The 24,101-nt window shown below is 61.2% G+C and carries 23 protein-coding genes; 16 read left to right on the top strand and 7 right to left on the bottom strand.

Annotated elements, in window-relative coordinates; all coding sequences use genetic code 11:
• Positions 1-17: 17 nt before the first annotated feature.
• Positions 18-1,049, bottom strand: coding sequence for an aldo/keto reductase (locus GA0061102_RS12380; RefSeq protein WP_092847384.1), 1,032 nt, complete (start codon positions 1,047-1,049; stop codon positions 18-20).
• Between the two features lie 280 nt (positions 1,050-1,329).
• On the opposite strand from GA0061102_RS12380, the gene recX reads away from it, so the two are divergent.
• Both recX and GA0061102_RS12370 read left to right on the top strand, forming a co-directional pair.
• Positions 1,330-1,866 (top strand): recombination regulator RecX, encoded by a 537-nt coding sequence (gene recX / locus GA0061102_RS12375; RefSeq protein WP_092847382.1) that lies wholly within the window; start codon positions 1,330-1,332, stop codon positions 1,864-1,866.
• Between the two features lie 130 nt (positions 1,867-1,996).
• The gene (locus tag GA0061102_RS12370; protein ID WP_092847380.1) at positions 1,997-2,545 is read left to right on the top strand and encodes a DUF922 domain-containing Zn-dependent protease; all 549 of its coding nucleotides are present in this window, start codon (positions 1,997-1,999) and stop codon (positions 2,543-2,545) included.
• A gap of 54 nt (positions 2,546-2,599) precedes the next feature.
• Here GA0061102_RS12370 and GA0061102_RS12365 read toward each other — a convergent pair whose 3' ends face one another.
• Both GA0061102_RS12365 and araD read right to left on the bottom strand, forming a co-directional pair.
• The gene (locus GA0061102_RS12365) at positions 2,600-3,325 is read right to left on the bottom strand and encodes a ribonuclease activity regulator RraA (protein WP_092847378.1); all 726 of its coding nucleotides are present in this window, start codon (positions 3,323-3,325) and stop codon (positions 2,600-2,602) included.
• 18 nt (positions 3,326-3,343) lie between these two features.
• A complete protein-coding gene (gene araD / locus GA0061102_RS12360) occupies positions 3,344-5,080 on the bottom strand; it encodes an L-arabinonate dehydratase (protein WP_092847376.1) in 1,737 nt (578 codons plus the stop codon).
• Between the two features lie 226 nt (positions 5,081-5,306).
• Between araD and GA0061102_RS12355 the strand changes: the two genes are divergently transcribed.
• From GA0061102_RS12355 to nadC, 5 genes are all read left to right on the top strand, one after another.
• Entirely contained in the window at positions 5,307-5,999 is a 693-nt protein-coding gene (locus tag GA0061102_RS12355) for a GntR family transcriptional regulator (RefSeq protein WP_092847374.1), read from the top strand.
• Positions 6,000-6,113: 114 nt separating this feature from the next.
• A complete protein-coding gene (locus GA0061102_RS12350; RefSeq protein ID WP_092847447.1) occupies positions 6,114-7,016 on the top strand; it encodes an NUDIX hydrolase in 903 nt (300 codons plus the stop codon).
• A gap of 69 nt (positions 7,017-7,085) precedes the next feature.
• Positions 7,086-8,057 (top strand): quinolinate synthase NadA, encoded by a 972-nt coding sequence (gene nadA / locus GA0061102_RS12345; protein WP_092847372.1) that lies wholly within the window; start codon positions 7,086-7,088, stop codon positions 8,055-8,057.
• Positions 8,054-9,595 carry an L-aspartate oxidase gene (locus GA0061102_RS12340; RefSeq protein ID WP_092847370.1) on the top strand — a complete coding sequence of 514 codons (1,542 nt, stop codon included), beginning with the start codon at positions 8,054-8,056 and terminating at the stop codon, positions 9,593-9,595. Before nadA ends, GA0061102_RS12340 begins: the two co-directional genes overlap by 4 nt.
• Position 9,596: 1 nt before the next feature.
• On the top strand, positions 9,597-10,454 hold the full coding sequence (gene nadC, locus GA0061102_RS12335; RefSeq protein WP_092847368.1) for a carboxylating nicotinate-nucleotide diphosphorylase: 858 nt from the start codon (positions 9,597-9,599) through the stop codon (positions 10,452-10,454).
• 38 nt (positions 10,455-10,492) lie between these two features.
• On the opposite strand, the gene GA0061102_RS12330 is transcribed toward nadC, so the two are convergent.
• The 4 genes from GA0061102_RS12330 to GA0061102_RS12315 all read right to left on the bottom strand — a co-directional run bounded on the left by GA0061102_RS12330 (position 10,493) and on the right by GA0061102_RS12315 (position 13,028).
• Positions 10,493-10,900 (bottom strand): type II toxin-antitoxin system VapC family toxin, encoded by a 408-nt coding sequence (locus tag GA0061102_RS12330; RefSeq protein ID WP_092847366.1) that lies wholly within the window; start codon positions 10,898-10,900, stop codon positions 10,493-10,495.
• A complete protein-coding gene (locus tag GA0061102_RS12325; RefSeq protein WP_092847364.1) occupies positions 10,897-11,169 on the bottom strand; it encodes a type II toxin-antitoxin system VapB family antitoxin in 273 nt (90 codons plus the stop codon). The genes GA0061102_RS12330 and GA0061102_RS12325 overlap by 4 nt, the downstream gene beginning before the upstream one ends.
• Positions 11,170-11,274: 105 nt before the next feature.
• On the bottom strand, positions 11,275-12,051 hold the full coding sequence (locus tag GA0061102_RS12320) for an SDR family NAD(P)-dependent oxidoreductase (protein ID WP_092847362.1): 777 nt from the start codon (positions 12,049-12,051) through the stop codon (positions 11,275-11,277).
• 116 nt (positions 12,052-12,167) lie between these two features.
• The gene (locus tag GA0061102_RS12315; RefSeq protein WP_092847360.1) at positions 12,168-13,028 is read right to left on the bottom strand and encodes a MurR/RpiR family transcriptional regulator; all 861 of its coding nucleotides are present in this window, start codon (positions 13,026-13,028) and stop codon (positions 12,168-12,170) included.
• Positions 13,029-13,270: 242 nt separating this feature from the next.
• Between GA0061102_RS12315 and murA the strand changes: the two genes are divergently transcribed.
• The 9 genes from murA to GA0061102_RS12270 all read left to right on the top strand — a co-directional run bounded on the left by murA (position 13,271) and on the right by GA0061102_RS12270 (position 24,042).
• Positions 13,271-14,527, top strand: coding sequence for a UDP-N-acetylglucosamine 1-carboxyvinyltransferase (gene murA, locus GA0061102_RS12310; protein WP_092847358.1), 1,257 nt, complete (start codon positions 13,271-13,273; stop codon positions 14,525-14,527).
• Positions 14,524-15,414 (top strand): glucosamine kinase nucleotide-binding domain-containing protein, encoded by an 891-nt coding sequence (locus GA0061102_RS12305; RefSeq protein WP_092847356.1) that lies wholly within the window; start codon positions 14,524-14,526, stop codon positions 15,412-15,414. The genes murA and GA0061102_RS12305 overlap by 4 nt, the downstream gene beginning before the upstream one ends.
• Positions 15,415-15,688: 274 nt before the next feature.
• Positions 15,689-16,612, top strand: a complete 924-nt coding sequence (gene murQ / locus GA0061102_RS12300) for an N-acetylmuramic acid 6-phosphate etherase (RefSeq protein ID WP_092847354.1) — start codon at positions 15,689-15,691, stop codon at positions 16,610-16,612.
• Between the two features lie 80 nt (positions 16,613-16,692).
• Positions 16,693-18,213: an ABC transporter substrate-binding protein gene (locus GA0061102_RS12295; protein WP_092847352.1), complete on the top strand. Its 1,521-nt coding sequence runs from the start codon at positions 16,693-16,695 to the stop codon at positions 18,211-18,213.
• A gap of 129 nt (positions 18,214-18,342) precedes the next feature.
• Entirely contained in the window at positions 18,343-19,302 is a 960-nt protein-coding gene (locus GA0061102_RS12290) for an ABC transporter permease (RefSeq protein ID WP_092847350.1), read from the top strand.
• The gene (locus GA0061102_RS12285) at positions 19,302-20,141 is read left to right on the top strand and encodes an ABC transporter permease (RefSeq protein ID WP_092847348.1); all 840 of its coding nucleotides are present in this window, start codon (positions 19,302-19,304) and stop codon (positions 20,139-20,141) included. The genes GA0061102_RS12290 and GA0061102_RS12285 overlap by 1 nt, the downstream gene beginning before the upstream one ends.
• Entirely contained in the window at positions 20,138-21,877 is a 1,740-nt protein-coding gene (locus tag GA0061102_RS12280; RefSeq protein ID WP_092847346.1) for an ABC transporter ATP-binding protein, read from the top strand. The genes GA0061102_RS12285 and GA0061102_RS12280 overlap by 4 nt, the downstream gene beginning before the upstream one ends.
• A gap of 37 nt (positions 21,878-21,914) precedes the next feature.
• Positions 21,915-22,916 carry a serine hydrolase domain-containing protein gene (locus tag GA0061102_RS12275; RefSeq protein WP_425348529.1) on the top strand — a complete coding sequence of 334 codons (1,002 nt, stop codon included), beginning with the start codon at positions 21,915-21,917 and terminating at the stop codon, positions 22,914-22,916.
• A gap of 10 nt (positions 22,917-22,926) precedes the next feature.
• A complete protein-coding gene (locus GA0061102_RS12270) occupies positions 22,927-24,042 on the top strand; it encodes an anhydro-N-acetylmuramic acid kinase (protein ID WP_092847342.1) in 1,116 nt (371 codons plus the stop codon).
• The last annotated feature ends 59 nt before the right edge of the window (positions 24,043-24,101 follow it).

Raw genomic sequence — 24,101 nt, 5'->3', positions numbered from 1 at the left:
CGCCGCCAAATTTATCTTCACCGGCCGCCCTCGATCTTGCGATGGCGCTGGTTCCGGCCGCTTTCGCCGTAGGGATAGGCGGCGGGCTGGGGTGCGCTGATTTCGTTCAGCCTATCCATCTCCGCCTCGGATAGCTTCAGTTCGGCGGCGCCGAGATTGTCGGCAAGCTGCTCCGGCGTGCGCGCACCAAGAATGACCGACCTGATGGCTGGCCGCGCCGCCGTCCAGGCAAGCGCCACCTGCGCCATCGAGACGCCGCGCGCCGTGGCGATCTCTTCCACGGCCGCAATGATTGCCCAAGTCCGTTCCTGCGCATTACGCGGCGCAAAGGATTCGCTGCCGCGATTGGGATTTTCGCCAAGCCGGGTGGCGCCGGTCGGCGTTTCATCGCGCTTGTATTTGCCCGTCAGCCAGCCGCCGCCGAGCGGCGACCATGGAAGCAGGCCTATGCCGGCATCCAGGCAGGCATCGACGATCTCAAGCTCGATGTCGCGAACAAGCAGATTGTATTGCGGCTGCAGCGTGACTGGGCGTGTGTATCCACGCGCCTTGGCGATCTCGGCTGCCTTGGCGATATGCCAGCCGACATAGTTGGAAAAGCCGTAATAGCCGATCTTGCCGGCGCGCACTGCATCGTCCAGAAAGCGAAGCGTTTCCTCGATCGGCGTCAAGGCATCCCAGGCATGTATTTGGTAGAGATCGATGTGCTCGATGCCGAGACGGTGCAGGGAATCGTCCAGCGCCTGACCGAGATGCCGGCGCGAAAGTCCGAGGTCGTTCGGTCCCGTGCCCATCGGGAACCGGCCTTTGGTGGCGATGACGGCCTGGCGGGCCTCGGTCGGACGGGCCTTCAGCCAGCGGCCGATGATCGCCTCCGACTTGCCGGCGCTATAGACGTCGGCGGTGTCGATGAAATTGCCGCCCCATGCGAAATAATCGTCAAGAAGCCTATGTGACGCCGCCTCGTCCGCTTCCGCGCCGAAAGTCATGGTGCCAAGGCAATAGGCCGTGACGACGGCCCCGCTTGGGCCGAGCTTGCGATAATCCATTCCTGCCTCCTCTGAACGGAGCGCTGGTCCCCGATCGGCAAAGCGGTCGGGAGAGCTGCAGGCTCCGTGATCCATAGCAATGTGGTGCTTGAGACGGCCTCCACCGTCGATGGGGTTCGACGCTCGGCGTGTTATTGCCGCGGCCGCACTATCACCATAGCCAATCATCCCATGATTACCAAGCGAATTTGGGCCGAAAACCGCATTCGTTGCCTGGGTCGCTTGGCCCGCGCTAAGATCCCCTTTGTTATGATTCTCCTTTTGCCGAATGCCCCCCTTCATGGATGAAACGCCGACAAGCCGCATGCTCTCCTGGGCGCGCAACTCCACGATCTACCGCCTCGAACGCCGGATGATGACGGAGAAGCAGCTGTTCGATGCGATCGCCAAAAAAGCGAAACAGAAGTTCGAGGATATCAGCGACGCTCAGATCAAGGCGCTTGCCGATTTTGCCGTCAAATTCGCCTATGAGCTGAAAGTGCTCGATGATGTCGCTTATGCCGAGATCAGCACGCGCTCGGCAGTTCGCTCCGGCAAATCGAAGAAAGCCATCGCCTTCAGGCTCGCGTCCAAAGGCATTGACGGCGAAACGGTCGTCGCGGCAGTGGAAGAAGTCGACGATCTCCACTCCGCCGTCATCTTTGCCAGAAAGCGAGGTTTCGGGCCCTTCCGGCGCGGCGATCTTGATGAGAAGCGCAAGACGAAGGAACTGTCAGCCTTTGCCCGCAATGGCTTCAGCTTCGCCATCGGCAAAAGGGTTTTCGACATGGAGCGAGAGGATGCCGAAGAGCTATTGCAGTCGGCCTCCGCATTCTGACGCCTGATGCTCATTGAAATAGCTGAGGTCACCCGCTAGTTTCGCCACGCTTGAGTAGGGCGTGCAGGGGAAGTTCGTGAAAGCAGCTATTCGATTACTCGCCGTGGCGACGTGCATCGCCTGTTTGCCTATGACTGCCCGTGCTGATTGGCAGGCGGTGGAGACGACCAAGACCTACACGATTTCAGGAACAACCGGGGCCGAGCTTTACGACTCTATTGGTGAACGTGGCCCATTGCTCGGGCCGAAGGTCAGGGCGATCGCCCATACCGATTTCAAGCTGACCTGGACGCGGAAATACGAGCCGCAGCCGGATGGTGCTTGCACGATCACCGTCAACATACCGAAGCTGATCATCACCTACACTTTGCCGAAACCCCCGGCGCAATTGCTGGCTTCGACCCGCAAAAGCTGGCAGAAATTCATCGCCGGCGTCGAGGCGCATGAGCGGGTGCATGGCGGGTATATCAAGGACATGGTCAAGGAAATCGAGGCCATGAGCGTCGGCTTCTCCGTGCCCGATGACCCGAAATGCAGCAAGATCCGCGTGGAGTTGACGAAGCGGCTTGGCGAGATCTCCAACAAGGAGCGGCAGCGAAACAGCGACTTCGATAAGGTCGAGTTCAGCGACGGCGGCAATCTCCAGCAGCTCGTTCTAAAACTGGTGCGCGAGGAATAGCTGAGAGGAGCGCAGCCGGTTGGGTTGCTCCCGGCTGCGATTGGTCGGGGCCGCTTAGCGGCCCTTCTGTTTCCGCCATTCGGCGAATTTCTGTTTCGGCGCGTCGCTGGTCGCCGGATAAAGGCCGATGATGGTCGCGCCGTTCAGGACTTCCTCGGTGACGAAATCCTCATAGGCCGTCATCTCCACGGTCTCAGTGGCAATCTCATCGGCGAGATGCGCCGGGATGACGATGACGCCCTCATTGTCGCCGACGAGCACGTCACCGGGGAAAACCGCCACATCGCCGCAGCCGATCGGGCCGTTGATTTCGATGGCCTGATGCAGCGTTAGGTTCGTCGGCGCCGACGGGCGGTGATGATAGGAGGGGATGTCGAGGGCAGCGATTTCCGGGCTGTCGCGGAAGCCGCCATCGGTGACGACGCCGGCCACGCCGCGCACCTGCAGCCGCGAGATCAGGATGGAGCCCGCTGAGGCGGCACGCGCATCCTTGCGGCTGTCCATAACGAGGACGAAACCAGGCGGGCACTGTTCGACGGCGGCGCGCTGCGGGTGCTCCGGATTGCGGAAGACTTCGAGCGTGTTCAGATCTTCGCGCGCCGGAATATAGCGAAGCGTGAAGGCCTGCCCGACCATGTTTGCCTTCTTGGGCGAGAGCGGCCGAACATCCTGGAGGAATTGGTTGCGCAAGCCCCGCCGGAAAAGTGCGGTGGCGATCGTCGGCGTTGCGACGCCCATCAGCTTGTCACGCGTCTCGTTGCTCAGCACGTAGTTGCTCATGCGATATATCCTCTGGGATCAATAGATATCGGGTTCGCCCGGTGTCGGGCCGAAGGTGGTTTCCAGGAAGTCGAAGTCGCAGCCCGTATCGGCCTGCGCCACGTGGCGCGAAAACATCCAGCCATAGCCGCGGCCGAATTTTTCCGCCGGCTTGACCCAGGCGTCGCGCCGCCGCTGCAGCTCGTCCTCGTCGACAAGCATGTCGATGCGCCGCGCCTCGAGGTCGAGACGAATGATATCGCCGTTGCGCAGTAAGGCCAGCGGACCGCCGACATGGGATTCGGGCGAGACATGCAGGATGCAGGCGCCGTAACTGGTGCCGCTCATGCGGGCGTCGGAGAGGCGGAGCATGTCGCGATGTCCCTGCTTCAAGAGCGCCTTTGGGATCGGCAACATGCCCCATTCCGGCATGCCAGGGCCGCCCTGCGGGCCGGCGCCGCGCAGCACCATGACGTGGTCGGGCGTGATGTCGAGATTTTCATCGTCCACCGCTGCCTTCATCTCCGGATAGGTGTCGAAAACCAGCGCCGGTCCCTGATGCCTATGGAAGCGCGGATCGCAGGCGGCCGGCTTGATGACGGCGCCTGTTGGGGCGAGGTTGCCCTTCAGCACCGCGAGCGAACCTTCGTGATAGACCGGATTGTCGAGCGAGCGGATGACGTCGTCATTGTAGCACTTGGCGCCCTCCAGCGTTTCGCCGAGGGTGACACCGGACACGGTAAGCGTGGTGAGGTCGAGCTTGGAGGCGAGCTTTGCCATCAGCGCCCGGAGGCCGCCGGCATAATAAAAATCCTCCATCAGGTAGGCTTTTCCGGTCGGTCTGATATTGGCGAGCACCGGCGTCGTGCGCCCGGCCTCATCGAGATCGTCGAGCGAGAGATTTGTGCCCGCCCGCCGCGCCATCGCGATCAGGTGCACAACGGCATTGGTCGAACAGCCAGTCGCCATCGCCACCGCCACCGCATTGTTGACGGCCGCCTGCGTGACGATCTTGGCGGGAACGAGATCTTCCCACACCATCTCCACGATGCGGCGGCCGACAGCCGAAGACATGCGGATGTGATTGGCATCCGGCGCCGGGATGGAGCTTGCGCCGGGCAGCGTCAGCCCTAGCGCCTCGGCGATCGCCGTCATCGTGCTCGCCGTGCCCATGGTCATACAGTGACCGTAGGAGCGGGCGATACCGGCCTCGACATCGACCCATTCCTTCTCCGAAATGGTGCCGGCGCGGCGCTCGTCCCAGAATTTCCAGGCGTCGGAGCCGGAGCCGAGATATTCACCGCGATAATTGCCGCGGAGCATCGGGCCGGCCGGCAGATAGATCATCGGCAGGCCCATGGAGATCGCGCCCATGACGAGGCCGGGCGTGGTCTTGTCGCAGCCGCCCATCAGCACGGCGCCATCGACCGGGTGCGAGCGCAGCAACTCCTCAGCCTCCATCGCCAGCATATTGCGATAAAGCATGGTCGTCGGCTTCACATAGCTTTCCGATAGTGACAGTGCAGGCAGTTCCAGCGGGAAGCCACCGGCCTGCAGGATGCCGCGTTTCACATCCTCGACGCGATGCTTGAAATGCGCATGGCAAGGATTGGCGTCAGACCAGGTGTTAAGGATGGCGATGACCGGCTTGTCGGTCCATTCTTCCGGACCGTAGCCCATCTGCATGGTGCGCGAGCGATGCCCGGAGCTTCTGAGATCGTCTGGGGCGAACCATCTGGCGCTGCGCAGCTCCGAGGGCTTCTTCCTGCTGTTCATTGTATTCGAGCCTTGTTTGTGACGATGAGCCGAACTGAACGGTGTAAGCGTCGCCTCAGTTGCCGATTTCCGATTGCTGGCTGCGACGCCTGTTCGCTCAATCCTCCCGAGTGGGCCAACTGCAAGAAAGAGCGTTGGCATAAACCAACTAAAGCGCTAATGTATCAGTGCATCAAGTCACAAACTGTGCTTAATGGGCCGACATTCCCGATCAGAAAGGTCGCAAGTGAAGCTCAATCCGAAAGAATTCGCGCTGGATCGTTCCCGCCAGGTGGCGCCGCAGATCCTGGAAATCCTGAGATCGCGCATTCTTTCCATGGGCTTGCCGCCGACGACGGTGCTGTCGCGCATCTCGCTGCAAAGCGAATTTAATGTCAGCCAGACCCCCGTGCGCGACGCGCTGATCCGTCTCGAGGAGGAAGGGCTGGTCGAAGTCTATCCGCAATATGCGACGGTCGTTTCGCGTATCGATATTCGCAACGCCACTGAGGCTCATTTCCTGCGGCTATCGATCGAGATCGAGGCCGTCCGCCGGCTGACGCTCAATTCTGCCGCGGAAACGGCAGAGGCTCTGGAAGCCGTGCTGGTTCGCCAGAAACATGTGATGTCGCCCGAGACCTACGATCTCTTCGATCTGCTCGACAAGGATTTCCATCGGGTGCTTTACGAACGGGCTGATATTCTCGGCCTGTGGTCGACGGTACGCCGCCAGAGCGTGCATCTCGATCGGCTGCGGATGCTGAACCTGCCGATGCCGGGCAAGCTGGAGCAGATCATTACAGACCATCAAGCGATCGTCGATGCCGTTCGCTCGGCGGATGCGGAGGCTGCCGTTGCCGCTCTGCGCAAGCATCTGTCCGGTACCCTGTCGATCATCGATCTCATCTGCGAGCAGCACCCCGACTATGTGAGCCGTTAGGCGCAAACGATCCCCCAAAATTACCGGAGACATGTGGAGCATGTGATCGCTCGCATTGGCTTGCGCGCCACTTCATGCGAGAAAGTACGCGATGAAGATGATGAGGGAGTTGCCTTGACCATCGGGCTTGCGCATGCCGAATTGATTGCGGTTCTGACGGCTGTCACAGGCAGCGACCCAAGAGTAATGACGGTACGGTCGGGCGATGCCTTGCCGTCCGGCCCGTTCGAGCTTGGGCATCGCACGCTGCAAAGCGGATTGCGCGAATGGGTTCAGGAGCAGACGGCCCATCCGGTCGGCTATCTGGAGCAGCTCTACACGTTTGCCGATCGTGATCGAAACAACGAAATTCTCGGTGGGCGCACGATTTCCATCAGCTATCTGGGGCTTGTGCGAGAGCAGGCCGCACCCGGCGGCGGGATGCCGGGCTGGCACGGCTGGTATGAATATCTTCCCTGGGAAGATCATCGGAACGGCCGGCCGCGGGTTGTCGACGATATCGCCGCTCGTCTCGCGCTTTGGATCGGCGAGGATGCGATGCGGCGCGACCAGCGTCGTCGCCGCGTCGATTTTGACTTCGGGCTGAATGGTGCGGCATGGAACGAAGATCTCGTTCTGCAGCGCTATGAACTGCTCTACGAGGCGCGGCTCGTCGCCGAGGCGGGCTGCGACCTCAAGCACAATTTCGGCAGATCGATGTTTGCCGATCATCGCCGCATCCTCGCCACAGGCATGGCGCGGCTAAGAGCCAAGATCAAATATCGCCCCGTCGTCTTCGAGCTCATGCCCCAGAATTTCACGCTTCTGCAATTGCAGAAAACCGTGGAGGCCTTAGCGGGCCTGACCCTGCATAAGCAGAACTTCCGCCGATTGATCGAACAGCAGGACCTGGTGGAAGAAACCGGCGGCACCGAAAGCGAGACCGGCGGACGTCCCGCCAAGCTCTTCCGCTTCCGCCGCGCTATCCTCGAAGAACGCGAATTCGCCGGAACGAAATTACCACTCTCCCGCAATTGACATATGCTCATGCTGAGAATATCTAATTGCGTATGATATGCTCAAAGCGAGCATAATAAGGAGCCGGTCATGAATCTTCCCATATCCGCATCCTCCCTCTACGAGCGCGTGAGCCGCGTCATCCCCAAGGCCGAATGGCTGACGTTCCAGGATGATGTCGAGGCGATCCTCGAATTGAAGCGACGGCACAACGCCGTCATTCTCGCGCATAATTACCAGACGCCGGAAATCTTCCATGGTGTCGCCGATATCGTCGGCGACAGTCTCGCGCTTGCCCGCAAGGCCGTGGAAGTCGATGCAGACATCATCGTCCTTGCCGGCGTGCACTTCATGGCGGAGACCGCCAAGCTGCTGAATCCGGAAAAGACGGTTCTGATTCCCGATATGGAAGCCGGCTGCTCGCTGGCGGAATCGATCACGCCCGAGGACATCGCCTTGCTGCGCCAGGCCCATCCCGGCGTTCCGGTCGTCACCTATGTCAATACGTCGGCGGCGGTTAAGGCGGCGTCCGATATCTGCTGCACCTCGGGAAATGCCCGGCAGGTGGTGGAATCGCTCGGCGTGCCGAAAGTACTGATGCTCCCGGACGAGTATCTGGCGCGCAATGTGGCACGAGAAACCAATGTCGAGCTCATTGCCTGGCATGGGCACTGCGAGGTGCACGAACTCTTCACCGCAGACGATATCCGCCAGCTTCGCGAGAATTATCCCGGCGTGACGGTGCTTGCCCATCCGGAATGCCCGCCCGACGTCGTCGAGGCGGCAGACTTCGCCGGTTCGACCGCCGTCATGTCCGATTATGTCGGCAAGAAGCGTCCGTCGCGCGTCGTGCTTCTGACCGAATGTTCGATGAGCGACAATGTCGCCGTGCATCATCCGGATGTGGAGTTCATCCGTCCCTGCAATCTCTGCCCCCATATGAAGCGCATCACCCTCGGCAATATCCGCAAGGCATTGGAAGAGGGTCGGCATGAAGTGACCGTCGATCCGGCGATCGCCGCCGACGCCCGCCGCGCGGTGGAAAGGATGCTGGCGATATGAGCGAGATCCTCGAAGAATTAAGCGGCCGCATCGTCATCGTCGGTAGTGGCCTTGCCGGGCTGATGACCGCCCTGACATTGGCGCCCGAACCGACTGTGATCGTCACCCGCGCCTTGATCGGCGGCGAGACGTCGAGTGCCTGGGCGCAGGGCGGCATTGCCGCCAGTGTGGGGCAGGGTGATAGTACCGCCTTGCATCTTGCCGATACGCTCGCTGCTGGCGATGGGCTCTGCGACGCAAAGGTAGCAGCAAGGATCGTCGCGGAAGCGCCGGCTGCCATCGCCGCCCTGGAACGGGCAGGGGTCGAGTTTGATCGCAATGATGCTGGCGAATTGTCCCTCGGCCTGGAAGCTGCGCATTCGCTTCGACGTATCGTGCATTCCAAAGGCGATGGCTCGGGTGCTGCCATCGTCCGCGCGCTTGCCGAAGCGGTCACCCGCACGCCGTCGATCGCGGTGCTTGAAGGCTATCAGGCGCAACGCCTGTTGCTGGATGGGGACCGTGTCGCAGGTCTTTTGTGCCTGACCGACAAAGGCAGCGTCGTTCTGCCGTCTTCCCGCATCGTGCTTGCCACAGGCGGCATCGGCGGGCTGTTCGATGCCACGACCAATCCCGTCGGCAATTTCGGGCAGGGGATTGCACTTGCAGCAAGGGCCGGAGCACGGCTCGCCGACATGGAATTCGTGCAATTCCACCCGACGGCGCTCGATAGCCGCCGGCATCCTCTCGCGCTTGTCAGCGAAGCGGTTCGCGGCGAAGGCGCGCTTCTCGTCAATGAAAGCGGTGAGCGCTTCATGGCGCAGGTGGAGGGGGCCGAGCTTGCGCCGCGTGACGTCGTCGCGCGTGCCATCAGTGCGGAAATCGCCCGTGGCGGCCGAGTTTTCCTCGATGCGCGCGATGCCCTCGGCAATCGTTTTGCCGCACGCTTTCCGGTCATCGAGGCCCTTTGCCGCGAGGCAGGCGTCGATCCGGCGAGCGATCCCATTCCGGTGCGTCCAGCCGTTCACTATCATATGGGCGGCGTGGCGACCGACGAGGACGGTCGCAGTTCCGTCCCCGGCCTGTGGGTCGTGGGCGAGGCCGCTTCCACCGGCCTGCACGGGGCTAACCGCCTTGCCAGTAACTCGCTGCTGGAAGCGGCGGTCATGGGTATGCGGGCGGCGCGCGACATTGCGAACACGGATGCAAGCCCTGCAAGATTGCCACATGACCTCCCGGAGGCGATCGCGCCGGATCTGGCACTTGTCCGGCCGATCGTGTCGCGAAATCTCGGCGTGCTGCGCAATGCCGGCGCCATTCATGGTGCGATCGCGGCGCTGTTGCCTCTTTGCAAGAGTGAAGGCCCGGCAGCCGACCCCGCGCTGGTAGCATTGCTGATTGCCGTTTTCTCAAGCCTCAGAACGGAGTCGCGCGGCGCACATGCCCGCACCGATTTTCCACTCAAGATGCATCATGCGCAGCGCCGCATGATGCATCTGTCCGATGCTCTGGATATCGCCAGGTCCGTCATCCCCTTTTCCATGGCAAGGAGTGCCTGATATGACGCTTGCTCCCCTCCCGCGGCTGATCGTCGAACCTCTCGTCCGCAACGCGCTTGTCGAAGATCTCGGTCTTGCCGGCGACGTCACGTCAACGGCCGTCATCCCCGCAGAGCATCGGTCTCGTGTCGATATGGTGGCCCGCCAGCCGGGCGTCGTCGCCGGTCTTGATGCATCCGAACTTGCCTTCCAGCTGGTTGATCCCGGTATCGTCATGACCCGTCATCTGCCCGATGGTACCAAGGTCAGGGCAGGTGATGTGATCGCAACGATCGAAGGGTCTTCGCGCGGTCTGTTGACCGCCGAGCGTACCGCTTTGAACTTCCTCGGCCACCTCTCCGGCATCGCGTCTGTGACGGGCGGCATTGTCGAGGCGATCGCCGGCACGAAGGCATCGATCGTCTGCACGCGCAAGACGACGCCCGGTCTAAGAGCCCTGGAAAAGTACGCCGTGCGTGCCGGTGGCGGCATAAACCATCGCTTCGCGCTCTATGATGCGGTGCTCATCAAGGACAATCACGTCGCCATTGCCGGTGGCATTGCCGAAGCGATCCGCCGTGCCAAGGGCGGCGTGGGGCATATGGTCAAGATCGAAGTCGAGGTGGACACACTGGAGCAGCTTCGCGAAGCGATGCACCAAGGTGTCGATGCCGTGCTGCTCGACAACATGACGCCCGATCAATTGCGCGAGGCCGTCGATATCGTCGGAGGTCGCGCGATCACCGAGGCGTCGGGCCGCATTACGCCGGAAACTGCCGCTGCAATTGCTGCTTCCGGCGTCGATCTCATATCCGTCGGCTGGCTGACGCACAGTGCGCCGACACTCGATATCGGGCTGGATTGGAAGGCGGCGGCCTGAAGCAAAGTCCTTGCGCCTGCGGGTTGGCCATCACCTCGTCAACGCGCGGATTGCACGTCGGTCAATGCGAAGTCATCTCCGACATACAGCAGCGGCGCGGAATGCCGTTTGGCGAGGGCATAGGCGAAGCAATCACCGAAATTGAGGCCGCCTCGCGTGCCGAAACCCTTGCCGTATTCTAGACGGGCCTTCATCGCGGCACGCGCGAGACTTTCGTCAACCGAGGCGATCTCGACGCCGAATTCGACCAAAAACTCGTCGAGATCGGCAATCGCTTCGCTTCGGTCTCCGTCTTTAATCCTACCTGCCATGACCGTACCGGCTTCGACGTAGTTCACCGCCGATACAAGACGTGGGCTGTTCGTCTGAAGAGCCATCATGCAGTCAGGAGCTTCCACTTCTTCAAACATGATTGCGATGATGGCGGATGCATCAACGATTATCATCGGGGAAGATCTAACTCTTCAGATGTGTCGCCGACCGCTTCATCCCATTCCTGCTTCGTGACAGGACGGCGGTCGTAGCGGCCGGCGCGCTCGCGCACGAAAGCCTTCATACGGGCAACATAGTCGCCCTGCGCCTCCCGTTCGGCGCGCAGCCGTTCCAGCCGCTCGCGCATCGCTCGGGTAATGGCGTCGGTCATAGTCTCACCGGTGAGGCGGGACAACTCGCGCGCCAACCGATCCGCTTCTTCGGTTTTGATGCTCAATGCCATATTGTCTTCTTTCTAGACGAATGATCTAGATAGCATTCATGGATCGTCTCTTCAATGAAAAAGCCGCGCAATCAAGTGGGAACCATTTAAAGAATAGACTAAATTTCATACTACGACCGGTACCTGTGCGCCGTCCATGCTGATCACGACGCCGGTGACGTAACCCGCCTTGGCCGAGCTCAGGAAAGCGACGACATTGGCGATGTCGGCCGGATCGGCCATGCGGCCGATCGGGATGCGCTTTAAGGCATCGGCAAGGACTTCGTTCTCGGTCGAGCCGGTAGCCTTTGCCGCCGCCTTCAGGCCCTCAGCAACACGATCCGTTTCCGTGAGCCCGGGATTGAGGCCGACGACGCGCACGCCCCGGCCGGCATAGGCATTGGCGAGCCCGACGCTTGCGAGCATCAGGGCCGCATTGGCCGATCCGCCCGCCAGATGCACGGGTGAAGCGATCTTGCCGCCATTGCCGATGATGTTGATCACTGCGCCCGAACTGCGCGCGCCCATGCGCTTGATGACGGGATCGATCACGTTGATGTAGGAAAAATACTTCGCATCCATCGCAGCGCGCCAGATGGCTGGGGTCAGATCGTCTGCGGGCGTGCGCGCCGCAGCACCCGCGCTGTTGACGAGGATATCGATCGGGCCGAGTTCCGACTCGACCTTATTCACGACCGTGAGGGCCTGCTCGTCGGATATCAGGTCGGCGGCGTAGCCGCGTGCTCCGCGAAGCTTGGAAAGCGCCGTGTCGATATTGGCCTGCGAGCGTGAGCAGATTGCAACTCGTGCACCCTCCTGCAGGAAGAGTTCAGCGCAGGCATAGCCGATGCCCTTCGAGCCGCCTGTGATCAGAACGACTTTATCCTTGAGGCCAAGGTCCATCAGATGTCTCCGGGTGTGTTGCGAAAGTGCCCGCAAGCTACGTCCGGAAATCCGTGCCGTACAGATGTGCAGCCGTCACAGCTTGTTTACCGCGAACCGATGCGGCGAGCAGCTGCTTAGGAAAGCCGTTTGGCCTTCAGTACGGAAACGGCCGTCTCGCTGTTATGGACATAGTCGTTGGCATCGGGTTGCCGCTGCACCAGCAGAATGAAGAGCAGGTCGGTCAGCATCAGCTGCGCGTCGCGCGCGGTGATCGCCGAGGAGCGGACGCGATCTTCGTCGCCGACGGTGTGAAGGCAGATATCGGCGACGCGGGCGAGCGGATTGTCCTGCAGACCAGTCACAGCAATGACGGTCGCCTTGCGCTGGCTCGCCAGTTCTGCGATCCGCAGTGTCTCGATGCTGGCGCCGGAATAGGAAAGGGCAAAGAGCAGGTCGTCAGGACCGAGCGTCGATGCATTGGCCATCTGCACATGGCTGTCGCTGTCGTGCAGGACATTGCGGCCGAGTTTCATCAGTTTGTAGGAAAAATCGCGGGCGACCAGCGAGGAGGCGCCGACGCCGGCCAAATGGATGCGCCTGGCATCGTGAAGGGCTTCGAGCGCCTTGTCTATATCGCCTTCATTGTTGACCGAGATCGTCTGCTGCATGGCTTGCAGCTTGCTGCCCAGCAGTTTCTGCAGGATGGTGAGGTAGCCGTCGCCCACCTCGATCGTGCCGTGGATCATGCCGACCGGTGCGGGCCACTCCTGGGCCTTCGCCTCACTGACGGCAAGCTTCAATTCCTGATAGCCGGCATAGCCGAGCTTCTGGCTGAACTTGACGACGCTCGATTGGCTGCGCCCGGTTTCGATTGCGAGAGCCGCCGATGAGAGGCGGAGCATCTGGTCAGGTTTGTCGACGATGAATTGCCCGATCTGGCGATCTGCGGGTGCCATGGTTTCGAGCTGCGCGCTGATTTTCTTCAAGATAGACATTTGGTCCTTTTGGGGTCCCCTCGAGTCTTCGCGGCCGATACACGCATCATCACGAGCACATGGAAAATAGCATTTGGGTGAAGCTGGGCAACCATGCTTCGCGCGATGAGAGACTATCACAGGGAATTGGAATAAAAAATTCCAATGATCGTTGACAGCATGGAATGATCGAATAATCTTCTGCGGGAAACGGATGGCGAAATCTCCGGCATTTCGCATCATGCCTCAACGGGTTTCTGATCATGGACAGACTTCGCATCTACGGCGGCAAAAGGTTGCAGGGTGCCGTGACGATTTCGGGTGCCAAGAATGCCGCCTTGCCGCAGATCGCAGCGGCACTTTTGAGCCCTCATCCGCTGGAGCTCACCAACCTGCCTTTGGTGAGCGATGTCGAGAACATGCTCGGTGTCATTGCTCTTCATGGCGCGCAGATCACACGAACGGCGCAGGGCATCACGATCGATCCGAGCGCCATCGTCTCGAGGGAAACCTCTTACGATACGGTTCGGCGCATGCGGGCGACGGTTCTGGTGCTGGCGCCGCTGCTTGCCCGTTTCGGTCATGCACGCGTTTCTCTTCCGGGCGGCTGCGCCATCGGCGCCCGGCCCGTGGATATGCATATCAAGGCGCTCGCGACCCTCGGCGCGGATATCGCCATCGAAAACGGTTTGATCGTCGCACAGACTCCCAACGGGCTGAAGGGTGCGCGCATCGTGCTCAGCTCCCCGTCGGTCGGCGCAACGGAAACAGTGATGATGGCGGCCTGCGCCGCCACGGGCGAGACGGAGATTTTGAACGCGGCGCGCGAGCCGGAGGTCGCTGACCTTGCCGCCTGCCTCAGCGCCATGGGCGCGCGGATCGAAGGGGCAGGTACACACCGCATCCTGATCAATGGTGAGACCAGCTGGCGCCCAGCCAAACACCACGGCATTCCCGATCGTATCGAGGCCGGCACCTATGCCGTGGCGGCTGCAATCACCGGCGGACGGCTTGAGCTTATTCACGCCCGGTTGGAAAACCTTGCCTCGGTTGTGCAGGCGCTGGAAGGCATGGGCGTCAGCGTCTGGCCGAGCGATCGCGGCCTTGTCGTTTCGAGAGATGGACCGCTCAAGGGCGCCGATATCACCACCGAACCTTATCCGGGTTTTCCGACGGATCTCCAAGCACAATTCATGGCGCTTGCTTGCTGTGCGGAGGGTGCGTCGCTGATCCGCGAGACGGTCTTCGAAAATCGCTTCATGCATGTGCCCGAGCTCATTCGGCTTGGGGCGAACATCACCCTACAGGGGACGACGGCTCTTGTGCGTGGCGGCACACCGCTCAAAGGGGCGCAGGTGATGGCGACGGACCTTCGCGCTTCGGTCTCGCTGGTGCTGGCAGCGCTTGTTTCGCAAGGCGAGACCATCGTCAATCGCGTCTATCATCTCGACCGCGGCTACGAGCAGCTCGATCGCAAGCTTCGCCTTTGCGGCGCGGATATCGAACGGCTGACGTCATGATCGCTGTGGCAAAAGGCTCCCCTTATTTCCTCGGTGTCGATGGCGGCGGCACCGGCTGCCGTGCCCGCATCGAGGATGCCGTCGGCGCGGTGCTGGGGCAGGGACTATCCGGTCCGGCGACGACGCGGCTTGGCATAGACGAGGCATGGGCTTCCATCACCCGGGCCTCCGATGCCGCAATCGAAGAGGCGGGTCTGAGTGCCGCCGATATCGGCCGCATTCATGCGGGCATTGGTTTGGCGGGCATTGGCCGCAAGGGAGCATTGGCGGCTCTCAAAGCCATAGCGCATCCCTTCGCCAGTATCGATTTTGTCAGCGATGGCGAGGGGGCCTGCCTCGGCGCTCATTCCGGCCGCGACGGAGCGATCGTCATCGCCGGCACTGGGTCCATCGGGTTAGGTCTTGTGGAGGGGCGACAGTTACGGGTCGGCGGCTACGGCTTTCCGATCTCCGACGAGGGCAGCGGTGCCTATCTCGGGCTGAAGGCGGTGCAGCTTGCTTTGCGCGCCCATGATGGTCGCGAGCAGAAGACGGCATTGCTGAGCGAGATCATGCAGCGGTTCCAGAACGATCCGATGGAGGCAGTCGCCTGGATGGATCGCGCATCGGCGACGGACTACGCGACATTCGCACCGATGGTTCTGCGTCATGCAGATCAGGGCGATGCCGTGGCGCGGCGCATCGTCCAGAGTGCCGCCGGACATATCGATACTTTGATCCGTACTCTTTTCGAAAAAGGGGCGCCGCGCGTCTGCCTACTTGGCGGACTTGCAAGCCCGCTCGAGCCGTGGCTTGCGCCGGATGTGCGCCGCAGCCTCAAACCCATCGACGGCGATGCCGTCTCGGGTGCCATCATCCTTGCCAGAAGGGCGATTTGCCAACACTGACCGGCGGCTTTTTTGCCATCGGGTTTTCGCATGTTCAAAGTGGAATATTTTATTCCTTTTCTGATTGACGAGAGGAATAATCGGACATAATGTTAACGAAAGTAAACAGGGAGTGGGTGCTGAACGAGGCCGAAAAGGCACGGCTGCACCGTGACTGATTTCAGTCTTTCGCTTTGTTGAAAACCGAACTTCGCGGAGGCAGGCCCGGCGTCTCATCGGCCGGACTTGCCGCCCTGACCTATCGATATCGAAGCCTCATTTCGAGAACAGGCCCATGACAGAGCAGAAGTTGATATCCGAGCTGGAGCAGTTGGTTTCCGAAGGCCGCAATCCGAATACGATGCATATCGATCTGCTGCCGACCTTCGATCTCCTGCGCGAGATCAATTATGAGGATCAGACGGTACCGATCGCCGTCGAGAAGGTTATTCCGGCCATCGCCGCCGCCGTCAATCAGATCGTCGCCGCCTTCCAGAAGGAAGGCCGGCTGATTTACATGGGGGCAGGCACGAGCGGCCGTCTCGGCGTTCTCGATGCGTCCGAGTGCCCGCCTACCTTCAGCGTGCCATCGAACATGGTGGTTGGTCTGATCGCGGGCGGTCCCGATGCGCTGCGGAGTTCGATCGAAGGTGCAGAAGACGATCCGGAGCAGGGGCGCCGGGCGCTGGAAGAGATCAATCTGACCAAGGTCGATGTCGTCGTCGGCATCGCCGTCAGCGGCCGCACGCCTTATGTCATTGGCGGCTTGAACTATGCCAAGAGCATCGGTGCCTTCACCGTTGCGCTGTCATGCAATCCCAATTCCATCATTGCCGGTATCGCCGATCTGGCGATCTCACCGGTCGTCGGCCCGGAAATTCTGACCGGCTCGACCCGCCTGAAATCCGGTACGGCGCAGAAGCTCATCCTCAACATGCTGACGACGGCGAGCATGATCCGCATCGGCAAAAGCTATCAGAATCTGATGGTTGACGTCAGCGCCAGCAACAAGAAGCTGGTGGCGCGCGCCGCGCGCATCGTCATGCAGGCGACCGGTTGCTCGCAACAGGAAGCGCGCCGAGTGCTCGACTTGACCGGCAACGACGTCAAGCTCGCCATTCTCATGGAAATAACCGGAATGGGCATTGAAGAAGCCCGCGTGGCATTGCAAAACGCTGATGGATTCCTGCGCAAGGCCATCAATGCGAAGAGTACTTAAAAGGACGTCGCGGCGAGCCGCGACGGCAATCAATTGGCCAAAATCGGCCGGGGACATTTGAAAAAGTCGGAGGGATAGGAATGCAAGCGCATTTTGTAGGGAAGTTGATTTCGGGGGTGGTACTGGCGGCAGGCTTTGGCATGGCGGCGGTCGCAATGCCAGCGCAGGCGGCAACGCTGCGCATGGCATGGTCGCAGGACGCGACCGGCCTCGATCCACATAAACAGACTGCCTTCTCCTCCATCCGTTTGCTGGAATTGATCTACGAGCCGCTCGTTCGTCTCGATGGCAATCTGCAGATCGTACCCGGCGTCGCCGAGAGCTGGCAGTTCTCGCCCGATGGCAAGCAGCTGACCTTCAAGCTTAAAGCCAAGGGCAAGTTCCAGAACGGGGCGCCCGTCACTTCGGCTGATGTGAAGGCTTCCTTCCAGCGTATTCTCGACCAAGCGACCGGTGCGGTCGCCCGCGCCAACTTCCTGTCCATCGCCAGCATCGACACGCCCGATGCCACGACCGTGGTCTTCAACCTCTCGCAGCCCGACGTTCCGCTTCTGACGGCCATGACCAGCCTCAACGCCGCTGTCGTGCCGGCGAGCGAAATTACCGCCGGCACCATTGGCACCAAGGCGATCGGCTCCGGCCCGTTCAAGCTCGACAGCTGGGTTCCGAACTCCAAGGAAGTGCTGAGCGCCAATAAGGACTGGGCAGGCGGGACGATCGGCGTCGACGGCATCAATATCAGCGTATTGCCTGACGAAACGGCGATCCTCGCTTCGTTGCGCACCGGCCAGACCGATTTCGCGCTTCTGAACGATCCGCTCGTGGCAACGCTGGTGCCCAAGGAGCCGAAGCTGCAGCTCACCCGCACGCCGGTGCTGTCCTATAATGTCCTTCAGCTCAATCCTTCCCGCAAGCCGATGGACCAGCTTGCCGTGCGCCAGGCGATCTCCTGCGCCATCGACCGCAAGGACGTGATGGATACGGCAGCGCTCGGCGAAGGCAAGGTGACCGGGCCGTTGACGATGCCGCTTTATGCAACCGACCCGAGCCAGCTCTTCTGCTATAAGCGCGACGTTGCCAAGGCGAAAAAGCTGATGGCCGATGCCGGCTTTGCCAATGGCTTTTCGGCGACCGTGATCGCCGCCACCGGCGAACCGCCGACCGCGACGGCTGAAGCGCAAGTCATCCAGTCGCAGCTCGCCGAAATCGGCATCAAGCTCGATATCAAGGTGATGGAACTTAACGTCTATGTCGACACCTGGCTGAAGGGCAATTTCGACATGGCGGTTGCGCTCAATGGCGGCAGTGCCGATCCCTATTCCATGTATAACCGCTACTGGACGAAGACCGGCAACCTGCAGAAGGTCGCCAACTATATCGACGATACGCTCGACAGCCTGATGCAGAAGGGCCGCGCCGAAACCGATCCGACCAAGCGCAAGGCGATCTTTGCCGAATTCGAAAAGCATATCGCCGAAGTCTCGCCCTGGATCTGGCTCTACACGGCTTATGGCTATACCGCCGAGCAGAAGAACGTCGAGGGCTTTGTCCCGACGCCGACCGGTTCGCTGTTTGGTCTGAGCAAGGTCTCGATCAAGTAACGGCTACCTAGACCTAGAGCATTTCCGTTTCAAACGGAGTCACGGGAATGCTCTATCTCTTTGTTTTCACGCAATTCCTGGCGCAAAGCTGCTTCGCATGTTTGCTGGAATTGCTCTAGAGGAATTGCAATGTCATATCTGACGCGCCGGCTGATGACATTCCCGCTGATCATGCTGGGCGTGTCCATCTTCGTCTTCGTCGCCATCCGGCTGGTGCCGGGCGATGCGATTACGGCGATGCTCGGAACCAATGCGGGCCTGTTGACGCCGGAGCAGCGGCAGGCCCTTGCTGCCTATTTCGGCATCGATCAGTCCTGGCCCATCCAATACTGGCATTGGTTGCTGGGGATATTCCAGGGCAATCTCGGCATATCGGTTACTTACGGCAAGCCGGTGCTCGATATCATCCTGGAGCGCTTTCCACTGACGCTCGAGCTTGCGTTGCTTTCCATGGTGATCGCGCTTGCCATCGGCCTGCCGGCGGGCGTGTTTGCCGCTACACGAAACGAAAAACTGTCCGATCTTGCCGTGCGCATCGTTGCCATGATCGGGCAATCCACGCCGAATTTCGTTCTCGGTCTTCTGCTGATCTATGCCTTGTCCGCCGGTTTTGGCGTGCTGCCGACCATGGGTGCCTTCACGCCCCTCTGGCAGAATCCGCTTGAGAATCTCGGCCAGATGATCCTGCCGGCACTGACATTGGGCTTTGCCTTTGCGGCTTCCGTGACGCGTGTCGTGCGCTCCGCCATGCTTGACGTCTTGAGCGATGATTACGTTCGCACGGCCCGCAGCCGCGGTGTGCCGGCGCGGGGCGTTATTTGGCGGCATGCCTTGCCGAATGCGCTGATCCCGGTGGTGACGCTGAGCGGCGTCGAGTTCGGCTACCTGCTCGGCGGTGCCGTGCTCGTCGAGCAGATCTATGCTCTGCCGGGCCTCGGACGCATGGTGCTCGACGCCATTCTGCAGCGCGACTATGCGCTGGTGCAGGGCAGCGTGCTGTTCATTGCGTTCAACTTCATGATCGTCAACCTGCTCGTCGATCTCGCTTATGTCGCGCTCGATCCGCGCGTCCGTCTGGGAGAAGGCTGATGCGGATCGTCAAGGCTATTTTCGGACATATGAGTGGCCGGATCGGCGGCATCATCGTCCTCATCTATGTCGTGCTTGCCATTCTCGGCATGCTGGGCGTGACCCCGCATGATCCCTTGATGCAGAACCGGATCGACCGCCTGCATGCGCCGAGCCTCACCTATTGGATGGGCACCGACCTCTTCGGCCGCGATGTCGCGAGCCGGTTGATGAAGGGCATCGGTGAATCCTTCGTCGTCGCCTTCTTTTCCGTTGCCGCAGCAACCTTGGTCGGCACCGTGCTCGGCCTGACTGCGGCTTGGTCCGGCAAGCGTTGGGACGGCGTGATCATGCGCACTATGGATGTGCTGCTGGCCTTCCCGGCGATCCTGCTTGCGCTTTTGATCATCGCGATCGTCGGGCCAGGCACCTGGACCAGCGTCGCTGCGATCGCGATCGTCTATACGCCGATCTTTACCCGCGTCGTGCGCGGTCCGGCCCTTTCGCTGAAGGGACGCGATTTTGTTGATGCGGCTCGCACTTTCGGCAGCAGCCGCTTCTACATCCTGACGCGGCATCTCCTGCTCAATCTCGTTGCGCCGTTGACGGTGCAGGTGACGCTGGCGCTCGCCTGGTCGCTGCTGACGGAGGCAGGTTTGAGCTTCCTCGGCCTGGGAACGCAGCCGCCGGCCTCCTCATTGGGCCTGATGCTGAGTGACAGCCGCAATCTCATGGAAACGGCGCCCTGGCTGCTGATTTTCCCCGGCGTGACCATCATGATCTCTATTCTCGGCTTCAACCTGCTCGGTGACGCGCTGCGCGATATTCTCGATCCTAAAATGCGGAGGGCGACGATATGAGCCCTCTGCTGTCAGTCTCGGATCTGCGCGTCGGTTTTGGCCGCAATCCGCAGGCCAATCCCATCGTTCGCGGCGTCAGTTTCGATCTCGAAGCCGGCGAGACGCTGGCGATCGTCGGTGAGAGCGGTTCGGGCAAATCCGTTACCGCGCTCTCGATCAATCGCCTCGTCGATTTCGGCGGCGGTCGCATTATCGGCGGATCGATCCGGCTGAAACGTGCCGATAACAGCATCATCGACCTCACCGAGGCCAGCGAAGCGGAGCTGACGAAGATCCGTGGCGCCGAAATCGGCATGATCTTCCAGGAACCGATGACCTCGCTCAATCCGGTCCTGACCATCGGCTCGCAGATCGAGGAATCGTTTAGGCTGCATCGTGGGCTGACGGGCAGGCAGGCAAAGGCCGCCGCCAAGGACGCCTTGGATCGCGTGCGCATTCCCGATGCTGCACGCCGTCTGACCTATTGCCCGAACCAACTCTCCGGCGGCATGCTTCAGCGCGTGATGATCGCGACGGCACTCGCCTGCAATCCGCGCCTGCTGATTGCCGACGAGCCGACGACGGCGCTCGATGTTACCGTCCAGGCGCAGATCATGGCGCTGCTCGCCGAGCTGAAGCGTGAGACCGGCATGTCGATGATTTTCATCACGCACGACATCGGTCTTGTCGCCGGCATTGCCGACAAGGTAATGGTGATGCAGGCCGGCCAGGCGGTCGAGCAAGGCGAGCTCAATCAGATGCTCGATCAGCCAACGCATCCCTACACCCAGCATCTCTTGCATTCCGTCCCGCATTTCGCCGCAGGAAAGGCCGCGCGCACGGATTTCCAAAGTGACGAGGCGCGGGCCAAGCCTGCATTGAAAGTGGATGGCTTGACCGTCCGCTTCCCGGTCAGGGGCAGCTTTCTGCACCGCGCGACTGGTACGGTCCATGCCGTCGAAGGGGTGGGCTTCGACCTGATGCCCAGCGAGACGCTGGCGATCGTCGGCGAGAGCGGTTCGGGCAAATCCACCACTGCGCGGGCAATCCTCGGGCTGGTCAAGTCGACCCGCGGCACGTTTACGACCAATGCCGGCAAGGCTGCCGATCGCACCAGTGCCGTGCAGATGGTTTTCCAGAACCCCTATGCCTCGCTTAACCCGAGACTACGCGTCGACAACATTCTTGCCGAACCGGTGATCGCCGCAAGTGGCCGCATTTCGGCCGAAACGCGCGAACGAATGGCCATGCTGCTGAAGCGCGTTGGATTGCCGGAAAATGCCCTTGAACGCTATCCGCACGAATTTTCAGGCGGCCAGCGGCAAAGACTGTGCATTGCCCGTGCCCTGATGCTGAACCCGTCCGTGCTCGTGCTTGACGAAGCGGTGTCCGCACTCGACGTTTCCGTTCAGGCGCAGGTTCTGGAATTGCTGATCGAGCTTCAGCGCGAATACGGGCTTGCCTATCTCTTCATCTCGCATGACATGGCCGTCGTGGAGCGGATCGCCCATCGCATCGCCGTGATCTATGCCGGGCAGATCGTCGAGATCGGCGATGCGGCCTCGATCTTGTCGCAGCCCAAGCATTCCTATACCAGGCAGCTGATTTCGGCAGTTCCGACGATGGCCCGGCGAAAGGAAAACTTTACGCTCGATACGCGGCAGGTTCCTTCGCTGGTGCGGCCGATCGGCTTTGAGCCGGCTGCGCCGGAATGGCGCCGGTTCGCGCCGGATCACATGGCTCTGGCGGAAGCCTGAGCAACCGGCAAAGAGGCGAGATATGGCTGGGGGGCGCATGCAATTTGAAGAACGTTTCGATCGAGCTTTCGCACCGCTTAAGCAGGCCGTAGCGACCGCTCGCATTCCGGGCGGCGTCCTCGGTATGGTCGATCTCGGCGGCAACCGGCTCGTGCGCGCCATCGGTTCGGCACAGAAGATCCCGAACGTCAGGGCGATGGAGGTCGACACGTGGTTCGATCTCGCGTCGCTCACCAAGGTCATTTTCACCACGCCGCGCATCCTTGCGCAGGCCGAGGCCGGCACCATCGATCTCGATGCACCATTGACGACGCTTCTGCCCGATCTGCGGCAGTACAGTGCCGAGGCCTGGGAGCGAAAGGTGACCTTTCGCCAATGCCTCGTGCATCAGACACCTTTTCCGGCGGTCGAACCGATCTACACCTATGGCCGCGATCCGGATCTCCTGCGCGCCTTCATCCTGCAGCGCGAGTGGCAGGCCGGTCCGCCCGTCTATTCCGACATCAACTTCATCCTGCTGGGCTTTGCACTCGAGCGTCTGAGCGGGCAGACGATCCGTGCCATGGATCCCGGGCCGGGCTTTGCCTTTTCCGCCGCGCCCGATCAGGCAGCGGCGACCGAAGACTGCACCTGGCGCCATCGCATCCTGTCGGGCGAAGTTCATGACGACAATTGCTCGGCATTGCAGGGTGCCGGTCATGCCGGGCTTTTCGGAACGGCGGCGGCAGTTCTCGATTTCGCCAAAGGCCTGCTCGATGGCACCAGGGCATCAGCGCATTCGATCGCGCTGATGCGGACACCGCTTTCCGCCACACGCACGCATGGCTGGGAGCGGCCCTTTGACGGCTGGCATGGCGGTACCCTGTGTTCGCCGGGAACCATCGGCCATACCGGATTTACTGGCACGGCTCTATGGATCGACTTCGACAAGGGCAGGGCCTGGACCCTGCTCACCAACCGCATTCATCCGACACGCCACTTCGACAGCGGCATCCTGGCGCTTCGTCAGACTGTCGGCGATCTTGTCAACGCAGCATAGGAGCCTGACCATGGAACCAATCTGGGCAGTCGGTCTGATGACCGGAACCGTCCTCGACGGCAATATCGATGTCGCCATGCTGAAAACGGACGGCGAGCGGATCGAGGAATTTGGCCCCTATGTTCTCGCTCCCTATCCCGGCTGGATCCGGGCTCTGCTGGAGGAGACGCTGCGACAGGCGCGGGTCTGGAATTTCGAAGGCCCCGAGCCGGCGATCTTCAAGGAAGCAGAACAGGCTTTGACGCGCGCCCAGTCAGAGGCGGTCAGGGAACTGGTGGAAAGCCAGGGAATGACCATGGCCGACATCGGCGTCGTCGGCTTTCATGGCCAAACCGTGCTGCATCGCGCACCGCAAAAGGATCGGCTGGGGCAGACGCGCCAGCTTGGCGACGGCGAGTTGATGCACTCCATCCTCGGCACCAAGGTCGCCTATGATTTCCGCTCTGCCGACATGCGCGCTGGCGGCCAGGGTGCGCCACTCGCCGCCGCCTATCACACCGCCCTGTTGCGCGGCGCGGGTTCTGCTGGCGAGACCGCCATTCTCAATCTCGGCGGCGTCGCCAATATTACCTGGTGGGATGGTGAGGGCAATTTCGTTGCTTTCGATACCGGACCGGCCAATGCGCCGCTCAACGACTTCATCAAATCTCGTGGCCTCGGCGAAATGGATCGCGACGGCGCGCTCGGACGGGCGGGGAAGGTCGATGAGGCGAGGCTCGCGCGGCTACTGCAGCATCCCTATCTCACAGCACCCTATCCGAAGTCACTGGACCGTTTCGATTTCGGCGCCTCGATGGCCGATGGTCTCAGCCCGGAAGATGGCGCCGCGACGCTTTCGGCCTTCACGGCAGGCGCTGTCGGCAAGGCGCTCGATCTTTTGCCACGCCGGCCGAAGAAGGTCGTCGTCAGCGGCGGCGGTCGCCACAATCCGACGATCATGTCGATGCTGCAAAGCCGTGCCGGCGTTGAGCCGATTTTTGCTGAAACGCTGGGCTGGCGCGGCGACGCCGTCGAAGCGGAGTGCTTTGCATTTCTGGCGGTGCGGGTGTTGCGAGGCTTGCCGATCAGCTTCCCCGGCACGACAGGTGCGCCGGCGCCGATGCGCGGCGGACGTCTTGCCGAATAAGGAGGCACCCGTTTGATATAGGCGCGTCGCGCCGTCACAGGTTCTCGCGGCAGTCCAAC

The organism is Martinezella miluonensis (assembly GCF_900094545.1).
In the GTDB taxonomy this organism is placed as follows: Bacteria; Pseudomonadota; Alphaproteobacteria; order Rhizobiales; family Rhizobiaceae; genus Rhizobium; species Rhizobium miluonense.
This window is presented reverse-complemented; position numbering and strand designations above follow the sequence as displayed.